At 68.9% G+C, this 22,395-nt stretch carries 16 protein-coding genes; 3 read left to right on the top strand and 13 right to left on the bottom strand.

Annotated elements, in window-relative coordinates; translation table 11 throughout:
* Positions 1–41 precede the first annotated feature (41 nt).
* The 3 genes from DMB37_RS29730 to DMB37_RS29720 are packed head-to-tail and all read right to left on the bottom strand — an operon-like array spanning position 42 to position 6,500.
* Positions 42–305 carry an acyl carrier protein gene (locus DMB37_RS29730; protein WP_107654809.1) on the bottom strand — a complete coding sequence of 88 codons (264 nt, stop codon included), beginning with the start codon at positions 303–305 and terminating at the stop codon, positions 42–44.
* Entirely contained in the window at positions 302–3,811 is a 3,510-nt protein-coding gene (locus tag DMB37_RS29725; RefSeq protein WP_135235504.1) for an AMP-binding protein, read from the bottom strand. The genes DMB37_RS29730 and DMB37_RS29725 overlap by 4 nt, the downstream gene beginning before the upstream one ends.
* Positions 3,801–6,500, bottom strand: a complete 2,700-nt coding sequence (locus DMB37_RS29720) for a phosphoenolpyruvate synthase (protein WP_240771707.1) — start codon at positions 6,498–6,500, stop codon at positions 3,801–3,803. The genes DMB37_RS29725 and DMB37_RS29720 overlap by 11 nt, the downstream gene beginning before the upstream one ends.
* 215 nt (positions 6,501–6,715) lie before the next feature.
* Here DMB37_RS29720 and DMB37_RS29715 point away from each other — a divergent pair, with 215 nt between their 5' ends.
* The 3 genes from DMB37_RS29715 (at position 6,716) to DMB37_RS29705 (ending at position 9,059) form a co-directional block, all read left to right on the top strand.
* A complete protein-coding gene (locus tag DMB37_RS29715; protein ID WP_135235503.1) occupies positions 6,716–7,420 on the top strand; it encodes an ESX secretion-associated protein EspG in 705 nt (234 codons plus the stop codon).
* 92 nt (positions 7,421–7,512) lie between these two features.
* Entirely contained in the window at positions 7,513–7,887 is a 375-nt protein-coding gene (locus DMB37_RS29710; RefSeq protein ID WP_135235502.1) for a hypothetical protein, read from the top strand.
* A complete protein-coding gene (locus DMB37_RS29705) occupies positions 7,884–9,059 on the top strand; it encodes a hypothetical protein (RefSeq protein WP_135235501.1) in 1,176 nt (391 codons plus the stop codon). The genes DMB37_RS29710 and DMB37_RS29705 overlap by 4 nt, the downstream gene beginning before the upstream one ends.
* Before the next feature lie 327 nt (positions 9,060–9,386).
* Here DMB37_RS29705 and proB read toward each other — a convergent pair whose 3' ends face one another.
* From proB to DMB37_RS29655, 10 genes are all read right to left on the bottom strand, one after another.
* Complete coding sequence (proB, locus tag DMB37_RS29700) at positions 9,387–10,484, bottom strand: glutamate 5-kinase (RefSeq protein WP_370465427.1); 1,098 nt, start codon at positions 10,482–10,484, stop codon at positions 9,387–9,389.
* 133 nt (positions 10,485–10,617) lie between these two features.
* A complete protein-coding gene (obgE, locus tag DMB37_RS29695; protein WP_135235499.1) occupies positions 10,618–12,072 on the bottom strand; it encodes a GTPase ObgE in 1,455 nt (484 codons plus the stop codon).
* A gap of 116 nt (positions 12,073–12,188) precedes the next feature.
* Complete coding sequence (gene rpmA / locus DMB37_RS29690) at positions 12,189–12,455, bottom strand: 50S ribosomal protein L27 (protein WP_040732806.1); 267 nt, start codon at positions 12,453–12,455, stop codon at positions 12,189–12,191.
* 22 nt (positions 12,456–12,477) lie between these two features.
* Positions 12,478–12,789, bottom strand: coding sequence for a 50S ribosomal protein L21 (rplU, locus tag DMB37_RS29685; RefSeq protein WP_040732804.1), 312 nt, complete (start codon positions 12,787–12,789; stop codon positions 12,478–12,480).
* 344 nt (positions 12,790–13,133) lie between these two features.
* Positions 13,134–16,250, bottom strand: a complete 3,117-nt coding sequence (locus tag DMB37_RS29680; RefSeq protein WP_167768975.1) for a translation initiation factor IF-2 N-terminal domain-containing protein — start codon at positions 16,248–16,250, stop codon at positions 13,134–13,136.
* 506 nt (positions 16,251–16,756) lie between these two features.
* Positions 16,757–17,173, bottom strand: coding sequence for a nucleoside-diphosphate kinase (gene ndk, locus DMB37_RS29675; RefSeq protein ID WP_107654803.1), 417 nt, complete (start codon positions 17,171–17,173; stop codon positions 16,757–16,759).
* Positions 17,174–17,343: 170 nt separating this feature from the next.
* Positions 17,344–17,586, bottom strand: a complete 243-nt coding sequence (locus tag DMB37_RS29670; RefSeq protein WP_135235498.1) for a hypothetical protein — start codon at positions 17,584–17,586, stop codon at positions 17,344–17,346.
* A gap of 193 nt (positions 17,587–17,779) precedes the next feature.
* Positions 17,780–18,196 carry a DUF4233 domain-containing protein gene (locus DMB37_RS29665; protein WP_135235497.1) on the bottom strand — a complete coding sequence of 139 codons (417 nt, stop codon included), beginning with the start codon at positions 18,194–18,196 and terminating at the stop codon, positions 17,780–17,782.
* Positions 18,193–19,563 carry a folylpolyglutamate synthase/dihydrofolate synthase family protein gene (locus DMB37_RS29660; protein ID WP_135237895.1) on the bottom strand — a complete coding sequence of 457 codons (1,371 nt, stop codon included), beginning with the start codon at positions 19,561–19,563 and terminating at the stop codon, positions 18,193–18,195. Before DMB37_RS29660 ends, DMB37_RS29665 begins: the two co-directional genes overlap by 4 nt.
* 95 nt (positions 19,564–19,658) lie before the next feature.
* Positions 19,659–22,334 carry a valine--tRNA ligase gene (locus tag DMB37_RS29655; RefSeq protein WP_135235496.1) on the bottom strand — a complete coding sequence of 892 codons (2,676 nt, stop codon included), beginning with the start codon at positions 22,332–22,334 and terminating at the stop codon, positions 19,659–19,661.
* Positions 22,335–22,395: the final 61 nt, after the last annotated feature.

The following is a 22,395-nucleotide window of genomic DNA, read 5'->3' as shown; positions in this document are numbered from 1 at the left end:
CGTGCGCGAGAGTGCGCCGTGCCGTTGGTTCATTCGCGCGCTCATGACTGATCCTCTGCGGCCAGCGCGGTAGCGACCAGGCCGATGACCTCGCCGACCCGGCGGACGCCGACGAGCTGTTCCGGCTTGTAGCGCGGCAGGCCGAACGACCGCTCCAGCACCACGGTCAGTTCCATCAATCGCAGCGAGTCGAAACCCAAGTCTTCGATGAGCCGTTGACTGTCCTCGGCCGGACCCTGCGGGTCGGGCGCCATGGCGTACACCAGTTTGCGCACCCGCTCGGCCACCGCCGCGTCGGCGGTCATGACCGCACCGCCCCGTCGCGCAGGTGCGGTTGCTGCCCGCCGGAGGCCAGCAGATCGCGAGCCTCGTCGAGCGGCAGGTCGGTGTCGAGATAGCCTGCGATGCGCAGCCAGTCGTAGCCGATGGCCAGGGTGCGCCGCCACTGTTCCCGCGAGTCGAACGAGGCCGGGAACCCCGTCGCGGCCGGGTCCGCGGCGATAGAGCGCACCAGCGTGACGAAATCGTCGAGCACCGCGAGCCCGGCCACCGAGTCGCCCGAGAAGCGCACCTGCCGAGCCGATTCCAGCCGGGCGAGCAGTTCGTCACGCGACGCGGCGTTGGCAGGCACGAGGCGGCGCAGGGTCGACGATGGCGCGACGTCTGCGGGCAACGGGTGAATGCCGAAGGCGGACAGCACCACTCGCACTCCCATGGCGATCATTCGATGCGCGGCGATGTCGGCTACGGCGCCCTGACCATTCTTGACGGCACCCGCAAGATCCTCGCGAGCGTTCTCCAGCACGATGTTCGACCACACCAAGTTCAGTGCGCACTCGGTGAACCGGCGGGCGGGCAGCGGTGAGAGGGTCGCGATCGCGTCCTCGCGCGCGGCGCCGGTCACCCCGAGCGCCGGTGCCAGCGCGGACGGCACCGGCGTGTACGGCCGCACCGGCTTACACATGGCCAGCGCGGGCGTGAGCAGTTCGCCACGGCGCCACTGCAAGCCGACGAAGCCGAGCCGGACGAACTCGGCCAGCTCGGCGCAGTTGTCGTGTGGTGCGCGAGCGAGGACCGCGGCGAGGGAATGGCGGAACACCACCGAACGCCAGGCGCGGGCACCGTTGTCCGAGAGCGCGAAAACCGCACTGTCGCCGCGGACTACGTGCACGCGACCGCCGATGGTCCAGGTGGTGACGCCGGGCACCCTGGCGAACACGATCTGGTCGGGATCGTCGACGACGCCCTCGACACCGAGTTCGGCGGCGAGCTCGAACACCTGATTCCAGGTCGCCTCTTCGGACGGCGCCCGCGCTGTCGCGTCGCCGAGCACGCCCTGCGGTGTGTCGCCGTAGCTCCGCTGCGGATCGTCGCCGGCCCATGCGCCCGGATCACTGAGATCGCGGTAGCGGTCGATGGGTTCGGCAGTGCCGATCCGGTCCAGTTGCTGCGGCAGCCATTTGGTCTCCAGGTAGCTCTCGCCCCGGCGGGCGGCCCACCCCTTCATGGCCTGGAGCAAGCCGTCGCGGGCCCAGTCGATCGCCTCGTCGCGCGCCTTCAGCGTGCGCAGGGCGACGGCGTAGCGCAGGGCCTGCACGGCGCGCGCGGTCCACCAGTCCGCGATCAGCGTCATGAACGTGGGGTGTGGCAACAGCGCGCGCAACTCGTCGACGTCCAGGCTGCCCGGCCGGATCACCGTCGCCCGCAGGAACCGCTGACACCTGTTGAGTAGATCCTCGTCGAGCTCGGCCACGGTGGCGGCCTGCGCCACCTGTTCGAGCTGGCGGCGCAACTGCGCTTCCGAGCGCGTGCGCACCTCGACCCGGCGGCCGTCGATGAACAGCACCGTCGGCAAGGTAGGCAACTCCTCGCCGCCGGGCGCGAGCACCAGGAAGTCCACATCGGACCCCGCGTTCCCGAACCCCTCGGCCAGCGAACCTTCGAACAGGATGGTCGAATCCGCTGGTACCGCAACAATTTCCAGCGCCTTTTCGAGCAACTGGCGGACCCGCTCCACCGCCAAGGCCGGCTCGGGCAGGTCGGCCGCCACTCGTTCGAGGTTTTCGCCGGACGGAGGAGCCTCGCCCTGGTGGCCGTCGCCACCACCGGCGTCGCAGTAGCGGGCAACTTCCGCCTCGTGCACCACGGCGTCCGTCAGCGATCCACCGCGGAGCTGCTCCCACATATGACGCCTGCGCGGCTTACCACTCGACGTGCGCCGAATGATGCCGCGCGGCCCCGTGACTATCAGGGCAGTCTGAGCCGGTCCCAGCTCGCTGCGAATGATCCTGCGCGCCTCGGCGATCCAGTCCCCCGGCTTGGCCTCCGCGAACAGCGCGATCCCCTGGTCGCCGGGTTCGGTGATCGCGACGGCGGCGAGTTTGCCCTTGGTGATTCCGGTTTCCTGAGCGACGCGGGACTCGATGTCCTCCATGAACACCGAGCGCCCGCGCACCTTCAGGCTCGACCCCATCCGGCCGAGCACGAATACCTCACCGCGATGCAGGAAGCCGGCGTCACCCGTATACAGCGCGCCGTCGATGATCCTGGTGGACGCGCCTTCGGACTCGTCGGAGTAGCCCAGCGCCACCGAATCGCCGACCACCACCATCTCGCCGAGCGCGCCGTCGGGCAACTTGCGCCCGTCCTCGTCGACCACCGTGACGGTCGACTCCGGGGTCGAGTAACCGAGGCCCGTGATCCAGCCCGCGCCGTCCACGCGATGGGTGTCGTCGAGCAGTTCCCGGTCGAGGATGGTGACGGGTTCGCCGAAACGCAACGTCGGGGTGTCGATGCGCAGCGCGGTGATCGGGCGATGCCGCGCCGACGAGGTCACCATCAGCGTCGACTCGGCCAACCCATAGGCGAGGGTGTAGGCGCTCATCGAAAAGCCGCGTGGCCCGGTGAGGTTCGCGAACGACTGGAGGTCGGCCACCTCGACGGGTTCGGAACCGACGGCCAGTGTGCGCCAACCGGACAGGTCGAGATCGGCGATCTCTTCAGGCGAAACCCGGTGCGCCACATAGCCGAGCGCGAACGACGGCGACGGCGAATGCTGGGCGTGCGCCATCGCCCGCAGCCAGCGCGCGGGGTCGCGGACGAACTGGTCCGGGCGCATCAGGTACAGATCGCCCTGGTTGGTGACGGTGGTCAGGAACGCGCCGACCAAACCCATGTCGTGGTAGAGCGGCAGCCAGGACACCATCGCCTCGCCGCTGCGCCACTCGACCAGGGCGGAGATCATCGCGATATTGTTCGCCAGGTTGTGCCAGCTCACCCGCACGCCACGCGGGGCGGCGGTGGAGCCGGAGGTGAATTGCAGCAGCGCGCACTCGTCGGGCTCGCCGAACACACGCTCCGCGGGGGCGCGCAGCGTGGCCGCGTCGATCACCACGGGTTCGTCGGTGCGCCCGGCCGCCGTCGCCGCCTGCCGCACCAGCTGCTCGAACTCCGTCGAGGTGACCACCAACCGGGGTTTCGCCTGCGTCAGAATGGCGGCGATGTGCGCGATGATCTGGCCGAGATCGCCGAACATCGGCGGCGCGACCGGCGTGAACACGCCGCCGCACGCCCAGACCGCGTAGAACGCGGCGACGCAGGGGAAACCGGTGGGCATGATGACGCAGGCGCCGTCGCCGCTGCCCATCCCGTGCTGCCGCATCACCGCGGCGATCGACCAGGTGAGTTCGGCCAGTTCGGCGTAGCTCCGATATTCCCAGCCGTCGGCCTCGTCGGCCAGGTAGATCCCGGCCGCCTCGGCCGGGGTGGCTAGCCAATCACGAACGGCCGCAACGTCTTTGTCAGGATTCATCGCGGACATCTCCTTCGGCCAGCACCGTCACGGTCCCGTTCGTGCCATCGACCCGGATCCGCGCGCCGGTCCGCACCTTGGTGGTGACGTCCTCGACCTGGACCACCGTCGGCACCCCGAGTTCCCGCGCCACGATCGCGACATGGGTGAGCGGACTGCCGCGCTCGATGACCAGAGCCGACGCCGAGGGCAGTGCGGCCACCCAGCCGGGATCGGTCCGATATGCCACCAGGATGCCACCCGCGACGTCGCGTGGCTCGTCCACCACGACGGCGGTCCCCTCGACGATCCCCGAGGCCGACGGCGTGCCCGCGAGGACAGTGCCTGCCTCGGCGGCCGGGGTGTCGGTGATGGGCACCCAGCCCTGGCTCGCCAGTTCGGCCCGGCCGAACGCCGACCCGGTGGTGACGAACCTGGCCGGAGCGACCAGTCCGGCGTCCTTTGCGCGCTGCGCCTTTCGCGCGCCGACGAGGTCACGCAGGTCCGTGGTGTCGGCCTGCTCGTAGCAGCCGCGCAGCTCCTGCACGGTCAGGTAGAACACGTCGGAGAACTCGTCGATGACGCCGCGCTCGGCCAGGTCGCGGCCCATCGCCCGGATCATCCGCTTGACCATGCCGAAGGCCCTGGTCCGGCAGAACCGCAGCCGCTCGCGATGCGCGGCACAGCGGGAAACCTTGCCGCGCAACCGTTCATAGATCCTGCGCCGGATACCGTGCAGATGCGCGTCGAGGTATTCCTCGGCCTCGTCGCGGTGGCCGAGCGGCGCGTCCGGCAGGGCGCTGCGCAGCATGATGAACAGGCTCGCCGGATCTTCGCGCAGATCAGGTGTTTCCAGTTTGAGTTCGTCCAGGCTTCGATAGCCGTAGCGGTCGATGTAAGCGTCGACCTCGGCGCGGAAGTCCGGATGGTTCGTCAATGCCGGGTAAATCTGTTCCGGCGCAGCTGAATTCACTAGTGCGGTCAGTTCTGGGTCGGCGCGGGCCACGTCGGCGAGGGCCTTCATCGCGCGGGCTGGCTCCGCGGACTCGACGTCGGCGCCGGGGCCGACCACCGCGTACAGGAACCACTCCGGCGCTTTCGGCAGCAGCAGTTTGGTGAGCAGGAACATCAAGCCGGTGCAGGTCAGCAGGATCGCGTCGAGCACCATCAGCGGGCCCCAGCGTTCCACCAGATCGCGGTCCACCTTCCGGTACGCCGCATAGGCTTCGGCGCCGGAGAGCGCGGTGTAGTCGATGGCTTCGTATTCGTCGTAGACGCGGTAGAAGTCGGTCATGAACTGTTCGACGATGGCGTCGATGCCGAACAGCCGCCGCAGATAGGTCAGGGTGGTCACCGCGCGCGAGCGGAGGCGGCTCAGCGGATTACTGAAGGTGAACGGGCGCAACGTCTTCGCGATGTCGTCGGGTAGCGGTTCGGCCACCCCGAGGGCAGCCTCCAGCACCTTGCGGTTCAGTGGGTAACCCGGCGCGATGCCGACCATCCGATACCAGTGCAGCAGGTTGTAGTAGACGCGGCCGTGAAAGTAGCCGAGCAGCACCGGCGTCCAGCGCTCGGTCTGCCGCAGCTGCGCGTCGGGGACGCGGAGGGACTTCGCGTACCCGTGGTACACCCGGCCGTAGATGTCGGCGGCGGTGGTGAAGGTCAGCGGCGAGGTGAGGCCATTGAAGCTCTCGATGATGTTGGAGTTGTCCCAGATTCGCTGTTCGCCGTCGGGCACCACCTCGCCTGCGCCACGGATGATCGCGCCGGGTGCGGCACCGAGCACCGTGGTGACCGGGCGTGACTGGAGGAACCAGAGTCCCGCGTCGTCGATCGCCCACTCCACGTCCTGCGGGGCGCCGAACTCGACCTCCAGCTTGCGGCCCAGGTCGGTGATCTCGGTGAGCTCGGCGTCGGTCAGGACGGGCAGCTCGCGTTGTCCCGCGTCGACCGTGCTGATCGTGTAACCCTGCTCGCCGTCGGCCACGTACGACCGGTCCTTATCTCCGAGCACGGTTTCCAGCACTGCGCCGGAGGACTTGTCGACCACGACGGAGTCGGCGTCCACCGCACCCGATACCAGGCCCTCACCGAGGCCGTAGACCGCGCTGATGACCAGTTCGTCGCGCGCACCGCTGATCGGATTCGCGGTGAACAGCACGCCGCTGGCTCGGGCCGTGATCAAACGTTGCAGCACCACGGCGACGGCGCCCGCTCGCGGCTGCTTGTTGGCGAAGGCGTAGCGCAGCGAGCGCTCCGAGAAGGCCGACGCCCAGCAGTCGCGCACCCGGTCGAGCACCGCGTCGACCCCGTTGACGTTCAGAAAGGAGTCGAACTGGCCCGCGTACGAGTGCTCCGGCCCGTCCTCGGCGACCACCGACGACCGGACCGCGATGGGTCCGTCGCCGAGCCGCCCGTAGGCCTCGGCGATCAGCTCGCGGAGCTCGCTTGGCAGCGGTGTCGCGGCGATCTCGGCCCGCACCGCGGCACCGGCGGCGAGCGCCGCGTCCAGATCTTCGAGAAGTGTGACCTCGGTCACTTTCGGTGCGAGGCCGGCTTCGGCGGTGAACCGCGCGAAGACGTCGGTGCCGAGCACGGTCCAGTCGGGAACGCGAAAACCGCACTCCCCTAGACGGTGCAGACCGCGCGCTTTACCGCCACCAACGGCGGCGATCGTCGCGAGATCGGTCCATGGTCCAAGCACCTGCACGGCATGCTCCCATCACCCCTGATCGTTACGCCGAGGCACCACGCACCGGCTCGTTCGGGCAGAGCACAACTAAGGGGTTGTATGGATATATCCGAGAATTCACCGCAGTGTTAGCCCACAATCCTAGGTGCTCGGTGCGGCGACCGCCGACGCGCGCGACGACCGTTAAGCTACAACCCAGTTTCGGTGGGTTCGGTGAGGATGTGATTCGGGCGGTGAGTTGGACCTTCACTCCGGACGAGTTCGCCCACCTCTGGCGCGAAACCGACCTCGATCGGCACCCGTATCCGCTGCGCATCCTGGAAACGCCGCGTACCGAGGACGAGGCCGACAAGCTGCGCGCGACGCTGGAGGAACGGCTGCCGCTCGGCGCGGACCCCGACCTGAGCGCCTGCCTGCGCATCCTGGCTGCTCCGCACACCAGGATCGTGGCGATCGGCGGCACGCACACGCCGGGCAGCGAGATCCGGCTGCTCGCCGCGGCGATCTTCGATCGGGCCGTGCTCGCCGTGCAGGAACCCGGTTCGTCCCCCGATTTCGGTGGGCGCGTTCGACTGTCGATCGGGCACAGCGGCAAGCTGGGCACTCGGATCGCCGGACTGCTGCCCGCCACGCCGCCCGGCAAGGAACCGGCCCGGGTGGCACCGACCGACGCCGTCCGCGACGAGGAAGTGGTGGTCGCGCAGCAGCCGACCGCGCCGCGCATCCGCAAGCTGCTGCTGAAACCACATAGCGCGGAAGGTCATATCCGGATCGAGCCCGGTCTGGATCGGCCCGCTCCGCCGCCGCCGATTCACTACACCTGGTTCGACGTCAAGGGTGACGGACGGTATCTCCTGCGGGCGGGCAAGGAAGTCCACATCACTCCCGCCTCGGCCGAACAGATCGGCGCGCAACTGCAGAAGCGCATCGGAGCCTGACCCTGTTTGTCGATGCCGACGGATAACCACTGGTGCCCGCGAGCAGGGCTACGGGCTAGTCTGAGTCGGACCGACCATCTCAGGGGTGTGCGATGACGATCGAGACCAGCCGAGCCGATATCGTCCGGTTCAAGCAAGCGGCCCAGGCAGGCACCGTCCAATTCGATCCGGCGGCGGCCCGGCGCTGCGCCGAGATGTACGACCAGCAGGCCGAACGGCTCATTCATCTGCAACAACGCCTCGAAACCGCCTCGGAGCTGGGCGGATTCGGCGGATTCGTGTCGGCGCAGCAATTACAGGCTGGGTTCAATCACAAAGCGCGGGATGCCGCCACGTTGCTAGATCACTACATCGAGGCGGCCTATCGGATGAAAGAGGCGTTTCTCATCAGCGGTGGGTTACTGGAAGAAGCCGACGCCGCCAACGCCGCCGCCCTGCGCGCCGTCGCCGCGAGGCTTCCGCGATGACCGGCACCGATCCCGACTACATCAGCTCGATGGAGCACTTCGAGTCGATGCGGCACGAAGAGATCTACGCCAAGACCCAGCAGATCGACGCCGCCGAGATACTGCGCGCCTCGGTCGCCTGGCTGGAGGCGGCGGGCACGGTCAGCACCTCCTTCCCGCTCACCCGCGGCAGCGTGGACCGGGTGATGAACTCGATGGAGTGGAAGGGTGCCGCCGCCGACGCCGCGTACGCCAGCATCCGCAGCTTCGCCGCCTCGGCCGACGAGCTTGCCGCCGTCATGGGCCAGGTGGGTGCCCGGCTCGGCGGTGTCGCCGCCGCCGCCGAGGCGGTCAAGATCGCGGTCGCCCCGCCCGGATCCTCCGGACCCATCGGCGCGGTGGCCCGACTACTCGAGGCAGCGCACGTCATCGACGCGAAGATGGCCGAGGAGGCGCTGCGCCAAGAAGCCGTGCTGGCCATGAACATGGTGTACAAGCCGGCCTACGGAATGGCAGGCAAAGCCGTTCCCGCGCTCCCGCCGCCCCCGCAATTGCCCGCGGAAGTAGCGCCCGCGCCCACCATGCCGCAGCAGCGGCGGACGGTGCCGATCCAGCCGGAATACGTGCCGCCACAGCAGGATCTGCCGGACGGGCAGCGCCCCGACGGGCAGCAGCCGAATGGTCGTCCGTCGGCGCCCGCACCCTCGGTGCCGGAATCGCAAGCGCCACCGAGCACTACAACACCACCGCGCCCGGTGCCCGACCCGACACCGACGCCACCTCCGACAACGCAGGCTCCGCCGTCGACCCAGCCGGCACCACCGCCGACCACCGAGGCGCCGCCGACGCAGCAAGCGCCACCATCGACGCAACCTGCGCCACCGACTACTCAGCAGGCGCCACCATCGACGCAACCGGCACCTGCACCGTCGACTCAACAGGCACCCCCGCCGGAGCCACCCCCGACGCAACAGGCCCCACCCCCCGCACCGGCTCCGCCGACCGAGCAGGCACCGCCACCCCTACCTTCGCCACCACCCCAACAGCAGATCCCAGACCCGGCCCAACCGCCCGTGCCGCTCCCGGATCCAGGTGGCCAGCCGGGTGTCACCGGCCCCATCCCCTCGGAAGACGAACAGCCACAACCCCCGTCAACCACCAACCAACCCGGTGTGGTCCCCTCGCAGAAGTAGCCCGTCAAGCCTGGTTTCACCACCGACGGGACATGGTGGCGCAAACCCCGCCACCATGTCCCACTCGGCGCGTAGCCGGTCGACAAGGGGAGACATGTCAGCGGAGAGATCCGCGTGGGAGCGCCACCACGCCCCGCTCGGTGCGCAGCCGGTCAACGAGGGGACGTGGTGGTGGAGAAGTGCGAGTGGCAGCGCCACCATGTCCCATTGACCCACGTCGACCACCACTCGCCTGACGCAGTGTTGGCCAGGGTTGACGAGCGCTCAGCCGCGCCGTGGTGTTAACCGGCGGTGAGGGTGACGGTAGGTCTGGCCGGTGCCCTCGGGTCAGACCTTGACGAGGTCGTCGGCGTGGATTACCGGGCGCTGCATGGTGTCCGGGAGTTCGGCGGTGGAGTGACCGAGCATGGTGGACAGTTCGGTGCTGTCGTAGGCGACGACGCCGCGGGCCACGACGTGGTTGTCAGGGGCGACCAGGTCTACGACGTCGCCACCGTAGAAGCGGCCGCGCAGACCGGTGATGCCTGCGGCGAGAAGGGAGCGGCGGGCTGCTACCGCGTGGGCCGCGCCTTCGTCGATGAGCAGGGCGCCGCGGCTGTCGGCGGCGTGCCGGACCCAGAACTTGCGGGCGGACAGGCGAACTGGGCGGGCGGCGAATGCGGTGCCGACCTTGCCGCTGGTCAAGGCCTCGCCTGCCGAGGTGGCGGCGGCCAGGAGCACGGGGACGCCCGCGTCGGCGGCGAGGCGGGCCGCGGACAGCTTGGAGGCCATGCCGCCGGTGCCGAGTGCGCCGCCGCTGCCTGCGATCACACCGTCCAGGTCGGCGCTGCTGCGCACCTCGGGGATGAAACTTGCGGCACCCTTGCGCGGGTCGCCGTCGTAGAGGCCCTCGACATCGGAGAGCAGCACCAGCGCGTCGGCGCCGACGAGGTGGGCGACCAGCGCGGCCAGCCTGTCGTTGTCGCCGAAACGGATCTCTTCCGTTGCGACGGTGTCGTTTTCGTTCACCACGGCGACCGCGCCGAGCGAACGCAAGCGGTCCAGGGTGCGCTGCGCGTTGCGATGATGCTCACGGCGCGCGAAATCGTCCGCGCTCAACAGGATTTGGCCGACGGTGCGGCCGTAGCGGGCGAACGAGGTTCCCCACGCGTGCGCCAGCGCGAGCTGCCCGACACTCGCGGCGGCCTGCTTGGTCGCGAGATCACGTGGGCGCGTGGTCAATCCGAGCGGCGCGATGCCCGCGCCGATGGCGCCCGAGGACACCACCACCACATCGGAGCCCGCGCGCATCCGCGCCTCCACCGCATCGGCGAGCCGATCGAGTCGCTCGGTATCCAGCCCACCTTCCAGACTGGTGAGCGCCGACGAACCGATCTTCACCACCACCCGGCGCGCCGAAGCGATCGCCAGCCTGGCCTCACTCAACCCCGAATCCGCCGCCGTAGCATCCGAACTCACCGTCATCGCCCTCGAACTCCCTGCGCAACAACAACACTCGCCGACACCGAACCCACCATCACAAGCTCCCGCTCAACGACGCATCGACACGCGGGCACGGCTACTCCTCGTCGTCCTGCACCAACCCGCGGCGCACGCGCGAGGCGTGCTTGCGCTCGGCGGCGCTGATTCGGTCGTCCTGCTCCAGCCGGATATCGGTGCCACGGCCGGTGGGCACCCGGTCGATGCCCGCGGTGATCTGCGGCTCCCATTCGAAGGTCACGTTGCCGATGGTCACCGGAGCACCCGGCTCGGCACCCTGCTTGACCAGCTCGTCTTCCACCCCGAGGCGGGCCAGGCGGTCCGCGAGGTAGCCGACGGCCTCGTCGTTGTCGAATTGGGTCTGCTTCACCCAGCGTTCCGGCTGTGCGCCGCGCACGATGAAGCCGCCCGGCTCCTGCGGATCCGCGATCACACTGAAACCGGACTCGTTGACCGCGATCGGCCGGATCACCGGACGTGCGGGCGCGGCCTTCGGATGCGCCGCGCGATACTGGAGCACCAGGTCCGCGAGCGCGAAGGTCAACGGCCGCAAGCCTTCTCGGCTCACCGCCGAGATCTCGAAGACCGGCCAGCCGCGTGCGGTGAATTCGGGGGTGACCATTTCGGCCAGCTCGGCGGCGTCCGGCACGTCGATCTTGTTCAGGATCACCACGCGCGGCCGATCGGCCAGATCGCCGAGGTCGGCGTCGGCGCTCAGCGCGGGCTTGTAGGCGGCGAGTTCGGCTTCGAGCGCGTCCACATCGGAGACCGGGTCCCGGCCCGGCTCGAGGGTGGCGCAGTCCACCACGTGCGCGAGCACCGCGCAGCGTTCCAGGTGCCGCAGGAAGTCGAGGCCGAGACCGCGCCCTTCGCTGGCACCCGGGATCAGGCCCGGCACGTCGGCGACGGTGAAAGTGGTGTCGCCGCTGAGCACCACGCCGAGGTTGGGGACGAGGGTGGTGAACGGGTAGTCCGCGATCTTCGGCTTGGCCGCCGACAGCACCGACACCAGCGAGGACTTGCCCGCGGAGGGGAAGCCGACCAGGCCGACATCGGCGACGGACTTGAGCTCGAGCACCAGGTCGCACTCTTCGCCGTCCTCGCCGAGCAGCGCGAAGCCGGGGGCCTTGCGCGCCTTCGAGGCGAGCGCGGCGTTGCCGAGTCCACCGCGGCCGCCGCGGGCGGCGATGAAGCGGTTGCCCGCGCCGACCAGGTCCATCAGGACCTTGCCGTCGCCGTCGAGCACCATGGTGCCGTCGGGCACCTTGAGCAGCAGGTCGGTGCCCTGCTTGCCGTCGCGGTTGCTGCCTTCGCCCGGCTTGCCGTTGCCCGCCTTGGCGTGCGGGTGGAAGTGGAAGTCGAGCAGCGTGTGCACGTTGGGGTCGACCTCGAGGATCACATCCCCGCCGTGGCCGCCGTTACCGCCGTTGGGTCCGCCGAGTGGCATGAACTTCTCGCGAAGTACCGAAGCACACCCGTGTCCGCCTTTGCCGGCCCGTACATGCAGTACGACACGGTCGATGAACTTGGACATATGCCGAATCATCCTCCTTCAGGACTGGTCGATCGCAGAGGTACGTCTGTTGAAACGCGAAAACGGGCCAGGGTTGCGACCCTGACCCGCTCGGCTGTTGTCTGGAGAGGTAAGGCCTAAGCCTCCACCGGCTCCGGGACGACGATGTTGACGGTCTTGCGTCCGCGCTTGGTGCCGAACTCGACCGCGCCCGCCGCGAGGGCGAACAGGGTGTCGTCACCGCCACGGCCGACGTTCACGCCGGGGTGGAAGTGGGTTCCGCGCTGACGCACCAGGATCTCGCCTGCGTTGACCTTCTGGCCGCCGAACCGCTTGACGCCGAGGCGCTGGGCGTTGGAATCGCGACCGTTCCGGGAGCTGGACGCACCCTTCTTGTGTGCCATAGCTGAATCTCCTCGGGATGTCTTACTTGATGCCGGTGACCTTGATGACCGTCAGCGGCTGACGGTGACCCTGACGCTTGTGGTAGCCGGTCTTGTTCTTGAACTTGTGGATGCGGATCTTCGGGCCCTTGGTCTGCTCGACGACCTCTGCGGCCACGGAGACCTTGGCCAGCTTCGCGGCGTCGGTGGTCAGGTCGGCCCCGTCAACGACGAGAACCGGATCCAGGGCGACGGAAGTACCCGGCTTACCCTCGATCTTCTCGACCTTCACCAGGTCACCGACCGCGACCTTGTACTGCTTTCCGCCGGTCTTGACGATCGCGTACGTTGCCATCGGTCGGCTTCCTCCACTCGAATAAGTACAGTCATGTTTCTTCTCGCGACACAAGTGCGCGACGCGAGATGTGTTCTTGGCTGGCTTGCTGCGCGGGGCGTGGTATAACGCCCATCGCCAGGCAGCGACCGACCAAGGTTACCAGAGCACCCCTTCAACGACACAATCCGCCTGTCGGCAGCCTGTGAGCAACCCTTTGCCAGTGGGGTTTCGGGGCCTTCCGGCACTGCGGCGGGGACACCTCCGGTGCGCTCGTAAACGCCCCGTCCGTGACCACCACCCGACGAAGCGGCCGACCGCACCGAAGGGTGCGACCGGCCGCGTCGAAGCTGTCAGCGCAGCTGCTACGACTCCGCAGGCGGCGGGCCCGCCGGACGGCCCACAGCACGGCGCCGCGGCCGTCGCTGCGGCACCTCGACCGGAGCCGACGCGGTGAAGTCGACAGCGGGGGCCGGAGCCTGGTCCGCGGTCGGCAGCACGAACACCGCACCGCTGCTGTCCGCGGCGGGCGCGGCGGCCGAACGGGCGACTCTGCGCCGTCGTCCGGTGCGGGCGCCCGGGGCCGGCGCACCGTTGGTTACCGCGCGATCCTCGGCAGCGGGTGCCGCCGATTCCGCAGGTGTTTCGGCGACCGGCGTCTCGGCGACCGGCACGATCTCCGTGACGGTTTCCACGACCTCGACCACCTCGGCCGGTTCGGCGTCCACGTCATCGGCGGGCACGGCCACCGCGGCTTCGGTGACGACCTCGGTCTCGAGCGGCTCGATCTCGGCCGACTCGTCCTCGGTGACGTCCGACTGGTTGCCGGTCACCTCCGACTCGTCCTCGTCACCGTGGTGCGCGGCCATCGCCAAGGCGACCGGGTGCGCCCGCTTGACGGCGATGTCCTCCTCGGACTCGACCGGCGCGGTGCCGTTGCTCGCGGCGACAGGCGCGGCGGGGGCCGCACTCTTGTCGCGACCACGGCGCCGACGCGATCCGGTCTCCCGGGTCCCGCGTGCGGCACCGTCGTCGCCGGAGGACGGCTCCACCGGGTAAGCGTGCACGAGGATGCCGCGCCCATGGCAGTGCTCACAGGTGGTCGAGAAGGCCTCGACCAGACCGGTGCCCAGCTTCTTACGGGTCATCTGCACCAGGCCGAGCGAGGTCACCTCGGACACCTGATGGCGGGTGCGGTCGCGGCCGAGCGCCTCGGTCAGCCTGCGCAGCACCAGGTCACGGTTCGACTCGAGCACCATGTCGATGAAGTCGACCACGATCATGCCGCCGATATCGCGCAACCGCATCTGGCGCACGATCTCCTCGGCCGCCTCCAGGTTGTTGCGAGTGACCGTCTCTTCCAGGTTGCTGCCGCCGGAACCGGTGAACTTGCCGGTGTTCACGTCGACCACCGTCATCGCCTCGGTGCGGTCGATCACCAGGGTGCCGCCCGAGGGCAGCCACACCTTGCGATCGAGCGCCTTGGCCAGCTGTTCGTCGATCCGGTAGGCCTCGAACACATCGACGTTGTTGTTGTCGTGCCGGGAGACCCGGGCGAGCATCTCCGGTGCGACGGTGCCGATGTACTTCTCGACCGTGCTCCAGGCCCGGTCACCCTCGATGACGAGCTTGGAGAAGTCCTCGTTGAACAGGTCGCGGATCACCTTGACCAGCAGGTCGGGCTCTTCGTACAGCGTCTTGGGCTGACCGTCGTTCTTGCCCTCGGCGGCCTTCTCGATGGTGCGCCAGGTGGCCTGCAGGCGTTCCACGTCGCGGGCCAGCTCGTCCTCGGCGACACCCTCGGACGCGGTGCGGATGATCACACCGGCGTCGTTGGGGACGATGTCGCGCAGGATCTCCTTGAGCCGCTTGCGTTCGGTGTCGGGCAGCTTGCGGCTGATGCCGGTGGACGTGCCGCCCGGCACATACACCAGGAAGCGTCCGGCCAAGCTGATCTGGGTGGTGAGCCGGGCGCCCTTGTGCCCGACCGGGTCCTTGGAGACCTGGACCAGCACCAGTTCGCCTGGCTTGAGCGCCTGTTCGATCTTGCGCTCTTTACCGCCGAGACCGGCGGCCTCCCAGTTCACCTCGCCCGCGTAGAGCACGCCGTTGCGGCCGCGGCCGATGTCGACGAACGCCGCCTCCATGCTGGGCAGCACGTTCTGCACCTTGCCGAGGTAGACATTGCCGACCATCGACGCGGAACCGGTGCTGGTGACGAAGTGCTCGACCAGGATGTTGTCCTCGAGCACGGCGACCTGGGTGGCGGTCGGGTGATCCGGGAACGCCTTCTCGCGCACCACCATCACCCGGTCCACCGCTTCGCGACGGGCCAGGAACTCCGACTCGGTCAGGATCGGCGGGCGACGCCGGCCTGCCTCGCGGCCGTCGCGCCTGCGCTGCCGCTTGGCCTCGAGCCGGGTGGAACCGGTGATGCCCTGCACCTCGTCGACCGTGGTGGCGCGGCTGCGGCTCTTGTTCCGCGGCTCGCGCTCGTGCACGACGGTGTTCGGCGGGTCGTCCTCGGTGGCGACGGCCTCGGCCTCGGCGGGCTCGCCCGCCACCTTGCGACGGCGGCGACGACGGCGGCGACGGCTCGCGCCCTCCGGCTCGTTCTCGTCGTCGTCGGAGTCGGTGTTGTCCTCGGCGGAGTCGGTCGAGTCCGTGGTGTCGGCGGTGGCGTCGCCACTCTGCTCGTCCTCGGTGTCGTCCGAGTCGTTCTCGTCGTCGGCGTCGCTGTGCTGCTCCCCACGACCGCGGCCACGGCCACGACGGCCCCGGCGCCTGCGGCGCGGCTGACCGTCAGCATCGCTCTGGTCGGCCGATTCCTGGTCGTCCTCGACCGCCTCGGGCTCTTCCTCGGGCTGCGGCTCGACCACCGGCTCTTCGCGGCGGACATCGCGCTCGGTGCGGCGCTTACGGCGGGTCTGCTCGGCGGCCGCGGCATCCGGCGGCAGGAACAGCGGTGCCTGCACGACGGCGGCGGACTCGAAGACCACCGGCGCCGCGACGTGCGGCTCTTCCCGGACGGGGTGGGTGAACAGCTGCACCGACGGCTGGTGCGCGACCTCGTTCGGGTTCTCCGACCCGGAGTGGCCGATCAGCGGTTCGGGTGCGGAAAAGACCAGTCCGCCATGGCCCCGGCTGGGCGCAGGCTCTTCCGGAGTCTCGGCCGGTCGCTCGGCCGCGGTCTCGGGCTGCTGCGCGACCGGAGTCTCGGCCTGCTGGACAACCGGAGTCTCGGCCGCCTGCGCCGCCGGGGCGTCACCGTCCGGCGGGCCGAGCGCGTCGCGGACGGATTCCGCAATCGCCCGGTCGACATTCGATTGCGCGCTGCGCGCGTCGGACCCCAACTCGGTGAGCTTGGCCAGGATGCGCTTACTCGTTACCCCCAGCAGCTTGGCGAGTGCGTGAACTCGGATTCGCTCCGGCAATTGTTCGGCATCCTGTGGTGTTGTTTCCAATGGCTCTTTTTCGGCCACGAAGTCTCCTCGGACCCCCGGGCGCGTCCCTCCCGGTAAGGAGTGAAGCGGCCGACGCGGGGGCACTGTCCGTTCGCCTCACGCCGCTCAGCGCAAGGTCATCTGGTCTCGCCCCGCATGTCCGGTTATCACCATGTTGTTCGTCGGTTTGGGCTAACTGGTCACGCGGCGCCTGGCTGTTGGCTGAACTCCGCGATTGTGAGCGCTCATCCAGCGTGCCGACGCGAACAGCAAGCCCAGCGACCGGGCCTTTTGTCCGTGGCAGCGATGATCGGCATCGAACCGCGGTGTGTCATCCGGCTGCGATGGCCCCGATAGTCCACGTACCTGCGCGAACAGTCGGCATCAAAAGCAGCCGATGTCAGTATCCCATACCGAGCGCCGCGGTCTCACCGCGGCGCACGGCTTGCCTCGCTAAAGCTCGGCAAGCCGCGCCCCGCTGGGCGCTGTGCCTTCAGTTCGCTCGCTACGCTCGCTCAGGACTGTGTTCAACTCGCAAACTATTTTCAGGCCGGGAACTCCGGGAACCACAGAGCAATCTCACGCTTGGCCGATTCGGGCGAATCGGACCCGTGTACCAGGTTCTCTTGCGTCTCCAGGGCGAAGTCTCCGCGAATGCTGCCGGGCACCGCCTTTTCGACCGGATCGGTGCCGCCGGCGAGCTGCCGGAACGCCGCGATCGCGCGCGGCCCCTCCAGGATGGCCGCGACGACCGGGCCGGAGGTGATGAATTCGATCAGGGAGCCGAAGAACGGCTTCTCGGCGTGCTCGGCGTAGTGGCCCTTGGCCAGGTCCTCGGACACATGCTTCAGCTCGAGGGCCGCGATCTTCAGGCCCTTGCGCTCGATTCGTACCAGCACCTCGCCGACGAGGCCACGGGCCACACCGTCCGGCTTGATGAGTACCAACGTCTGCTCAGTCACGGCGCACACTCTAACCGGCACCCCCGGCGGGTACCGAACCAGCGGTCGTCTGGGGCGCGACAGGGGGTGCGCACGTCGCGGCGCAGCGGACCATACGGTGGGCACATCGGTGCCCCGCCACCATGAACGAAGCGGGGCACCGATGGTGGATCAGAGGGCTCCGATGCAGGTCAGCAAAGGAAGTTGCTGCCCGTCGGGGGCTTACCGCCGAGACCACAGTCGGCAGGGCCCGAAAGACTCGACAGCAGCTTGGACAGCCCGGTCGCGGATCCGGTCCCCGTCTCACCGACCGGCGCGGCCGGCCCAGCGGGCTCCAGGCGCAGGCCTTGTTCGGCCGTCGCCTGTCCCGCTCCGATCATCATGACCACCGCAATCGCCCCGAGCACAACACTATTCGCCACAATCCGCTGCATAAGCACTGCTCCTTCGCTAGCCGTACGACGCCCGATTCGACGCCGTATCAGCGGCCACGGTAGGGAGCGGCGGTCGAGCGGGGCAGACCGGAATTGTCGCGACCCCGAGACTTTCGACCCCGACGACAGGGGCATCGCGCGGGCGCAGAGCGGCAACGGAAGGGCTGGTGCCGGCTCGTGTCGCAGATAAGGATCAGGAGGAACGCTGGATCCGCTGGCTCGGCAGCAGACCCTTCTCCATCCGCCCGCGCACATCCGCGCGCAGCACCAGAATGAACCCCCACACCACCGCGAACACCACGCCGATGATCCCGATGGACAGGTGGATGAAGGTGCCGAGCAGCACAAAAACCTGCAGCCCGAGATTGAACGACATCGCCCACGGCCGACGCTGTAATCCGGCGCCGAGGAACATCACCACGGCGAGCACCACCAGGTAAGTCCCCGAGGCCCAGGTCACTCCGCCGCCGACCGAGCCGACGACCGGCAGCGCCAGCAGCACCACGATCGCCTCGAGGATCAGCGTGCCCGCCATCACCCCGCGGAAGCCCTTCCACGGATCGGTCGCGGGCTCGGGCACCGAATCGGGTTGGGCGGCGGGCTCGGTCATGCGGGGTCCTTTCCGAACAGCGCGCGCGTCGCGCCCGCCGTCACTACGGAGCCGGTCACCACGACCCCGGCGCCGGACACCATCTCCCCGGACTCGCCGACCTCCTCGGCAATGGCGATCGCGGTCTCCAGCGCGTCCGGCAGCGTCGGCGCCGTGATCACCCGCTCGTCGCCGAAGCGCTGCACGGCGAGGTCGGCGAGCAGGTCGACGTCCATCGCGCGCGGCGAACCGTTGGCGGTGACGACGATTTCGTCGAGCACCGGTTCCAGCGCGGTGAGGATGCCGTCGGCGTCCTTGTCGGCGAGCACGGAGACCACACCGACCAGCTTGCGGAAGTCGAACTCCGCGGTCAACGTCGAGGCCAGCGCCTGCGCGCCCGCCGGGTTGTGTGCGGCGTCGATGAAGATGGTCGGCGCGCTGCGCATCCGCTCGAGCCGGCCCGGGCTGGTCACGCTCGCGAAACCCGCGCGGACGGCCTCGATGTCGAGTTGGCGGTCGGCGCCGGCGCCGAAGAACGCCTCGACCGCCGCGAGGGCCAGCACCGCGTTGCGCGCCTGATGCTCGCCGTGCAGCGGCAGGAAGATCTCGTCGTACACCCCGCCGAGGCCTTGCAGTTCGAGCTGCTGACCGCCGATCGCGATCTGACGGGCCAGCACCCGGAACTCGCCGCCTTCGCGCGCCACCGCGGCGTCCACCTCGACGGCGCGGCGCAGCAGCACCTCCATCGCCTCGGGGTCCTGTTCGGCGATCACCGCGACGGTGTCGCGCGGAATCAAACTCTCCGGCGCGCGTTTGATGATTCCGGCCTTCTCCCCCGCGATGGAGGTGAGATCGGTGCCGAGGTAGTCGGTGTGGTCCATCCCGATCGGGGTGATCACCGCGACCTGCCCGTCGATCACGTTGGTGGCGTCCCAGGTTCCACCGAGACCCGTCTCCACGACGGCCACGTCGACCGGCGCCTCGGCGAAGGCCGCGAACGCCATGCCGGTGAGCACCTCGAACTTGCTCATCTTCGGCCCGCCCACCTCGGCCGACTGCGCGTCGATCATCTCGATGAACGGTTGCAACTCGCGGTAGGTCTCCACATACCTGGCGGGCGTGATCGGCGCGTTGTCGATGCTGATCCGCTCGGTGGCCAGCTGCAGGTGCGGGCTGGTGATCCGGCCGGTGCGCCGGTGTAGCGCGGTGAGCAGTGCGTCGATCATCCTGGTCACCGAGGTCTTGCCGTTGGTGCCCGCGACGTGGATCGCCGGGTAGCTCTGCTGCGGCGAGCCGAGCAGATCCATCAGCGTGGCGATGCGGGTGAGCGACGGTTCGATCTTGGTTTCCGGCCAGCGGGTGTCGAGTTCGGCCTCCACCAGCGCCATTTCGGCCAGCTCGACCGGGGACGGGCCGGAGCTCAGCCGTGGCCCGGCGGCCGGGTGCCGAAGCTCGTCGCCGTACTGGGGCTCGGGTTCGTGGTTCATTTGCCGCTCAGTTCCGCGAGCCGGGCACCGATGCGCGCCACCTCGGCGGCGGCGACTTCCTGGCGGTCCTTGATCTTCACGACCACCGGCTCCGGCGCCTTGGCGAGGAAGGCCTCGTTGCCGAGTTTGGCGGTGGTGCCCGCCAATTCCTTCTCGGCGGCGGCCAGGTCCTTCTCCAGGCGGCGGCGTTCGGCGTCCAGGTCGACCGCGCCCGAGGTGTCCAGCTCGACGGTGACGGTGGCGCCGCTCAGCCTGACCTCGACGGTCGCGGTTGCCGCGAAGTCGTCGCCGGGCTCGGTGAGCCGGGCCAGGTTCGCCACGGAGTCGTGCAGTTCGGTGAGGCCGGCGGTGTCGAGGCCGATGAGCTTGGCCGCGACCTTCTGCTTGTCGGCCAGGCCCTGATCGCCACGGAACCGGCGGATCTCGGTGATCAACCGCTGGGTGTCCGCGATGCGCTGAGCCGACACCTGATCGGTCGGCACACCGGAGGCCTGCGGCCACGCGGCGATCACCAGGGACTCGCCCCCCGTCAGCGCCTGCCACAGCGACTCGGTGACGAACGGGATGACCGGATGCAGTAGCCGCAGCACCGCGTCGAGCACGGTGCCGAGCACCAGCTGGGTGTTGTCGGCGCGGGCGCCTTCCTCGGCGAACTGCACCTTGGTCAATTCCAGGTACCAGTCACACAATTCGTCCCAGGCGAAGTGGTACAGCGCCTCGCAGGACTTACCGAACTCGTAACTGTCCAGCGCCGAATCCACCTCGGCACGCACCTCTTCGAGCCGATCCAGGATCCAGCGGTCGGCGTCGGTGAGCTGGGCGCGGTCGGGCAGCGCACCGGTGCGCGCGCCGTTCATCAGCGCGAACTTGGTGGCGTTGAACAGCTTCGTGACGAAGCTGCGCGAGGCGAGCGCGTGCTGTTCGCCGACCGAGAGGTCGCCGCCGGGCTGCGCGCCGCGGGCCAGGGTGAATCGCAGTGCGTCGGCACCGTATTCGTTGATCCAGCTCAGCGGGTCGATGCCGTTGCCGCGCGACTTCGACATCTTCTTGCCGTACTGGTCGCGAATCAGGCCGTGCAGGAACACATCCTTGAACGGAACCTGCGACCCTTCCTTGCCCGCCCGAAGGACCGCGTCGTTACCGACGTAGGTACCGAACATCATCATCCTGGCCACCCAGAAGAACAGGATGTCGTACCCGGTGACGAGAACGCTTGTCGGATAGAACTTCTCGAGCTCGGCGGAGGCGTCGGGCCAGCCCATCGTGGAGAACGGCCACAGGCCCGAGGAGAACCAGGTGTCGAGCACGTCCGGGTCCTGCACGTAGCCCTCGGGCGCGGTCTCGCCGGGGCCGACGCAGATGACCTCACCCTCGGGGCCGTACCAGATCGGGATGCGGTGACCCCACCACAGCTGCCGGGAGATGCACCAGTCGTGCATGTTGTCGACCCAGTCGAACCAGCGCGGCTCCGAGCTGGCGGGGTGAATCACGGTGTCGCCGTTGCGCACCGCGTCGCCCGCCGCCTTGGCCAGCGTGTCCACCTTGACCCACCACTGCATGGAAAGACGGGGCTCGATCGGCTCACCGCTGCGCTCGGAGTGCCCCACGCTGTGCACGTACGGGCGCTTCTCGGCGACCACGCGGCCTTCCGCGGCCAACCGCTCGCGCACCGCGACGCGGGCCTCGAAGCGATCCATGCCGTCGAATTCGGTTCCGGTGTCGATGATCCGGCCGCCCTCGTCCATGATGTTGGGCATCGGCAGGTTGTGCCGCAGCCCCATCTCGAAGTCGTTCGGGTCGTGCGCGGGGGTGATCTTCACTGCGCCGGAACCGAACTCGGGGTCGACGTAGTCGTCGGCGATGATCGGGATCTGCCGCCCGGTGATCGGATGCTCCAGGGTGGTGCCGATCAGCGCGCGGTAGCGCGGGTCCTCCGGGTGCACGGCCACCGCGGTGTCGCCGAGCATCGTCTCCACCCGGGTGGTGGCCACGATCACGTGCGGCTCGTTGTCGTCGAGCGAGCCGTAGCGCAGCGAGACGAGCTCGCCGTCCACGTCCTCGTACTTGACCTCGATGTCGGAGATGGCGGTGCGCAGCGCGGGCGACCAGTTGACCAGTCGCTCGGCGCGGTAGATCAGTCCGGCGTCGTAGAGCCGCTTGAAGATCGTCTGCACGGCCTGAGAGAGGCCGTCGTCCATGGTGAACCGGTCGCGGCTCCAGTCGACGCCGTCGCCGAGCGCGCGCATCTGCCACTGGATGGCGCCGCCGGACTCACGCTTCCAGTCCCACACCTTGTCGATGAACAGCTCGCGGCCGAAGTCTTCCTTGGTCTTGCCGTCGACGGCGAGCTGCTTCTCCACGATGGTCTGGGTGGCGATGCCCGCGTGGTCCATGCCGGGCAGCCACAGCACCTCGTAGCCCTGCATGCGCTTGCGGCGGGTGAGGGCGTCCATGATCGTGTGGTCGAGGGCGTGGCCCATGTGCAGGTTGCCGGTGACGTTCGGCGGGGGCAGCACGATCGAGTAGGGCGGCTTGTCGCTGGTGGCGTCGGCCTCGAAATAGCCAGCGGCTACCCAGCGCTCGTACATCGAGGCCTCTACCTCGCCGGGGTTCCAGCTCTTGGGGAGGGCATCGGCACGATTACGCGGATTGTCAGGGGCTGCGCTGGTCACCCGACGATTCTAGTGGTCGGGCTCAACCGTTTTCCGCAGGGTGCGGGGCGGCGCCGGAATC

Source organism: Nocardia sp. CS682 (assembly GCF_004634405.1).
Lineage (GTDB): Bacteria > Actinomycetota > Actinomycetes > Mycobacteriales > Mycobacteriaceae > Nocardia > Nocardia ninae.
The sequence above is the reverse complement of the archived record's forward strand: the minus strand, read 5'-3'. Positions and strand labels throughout refer to the sequence as shown.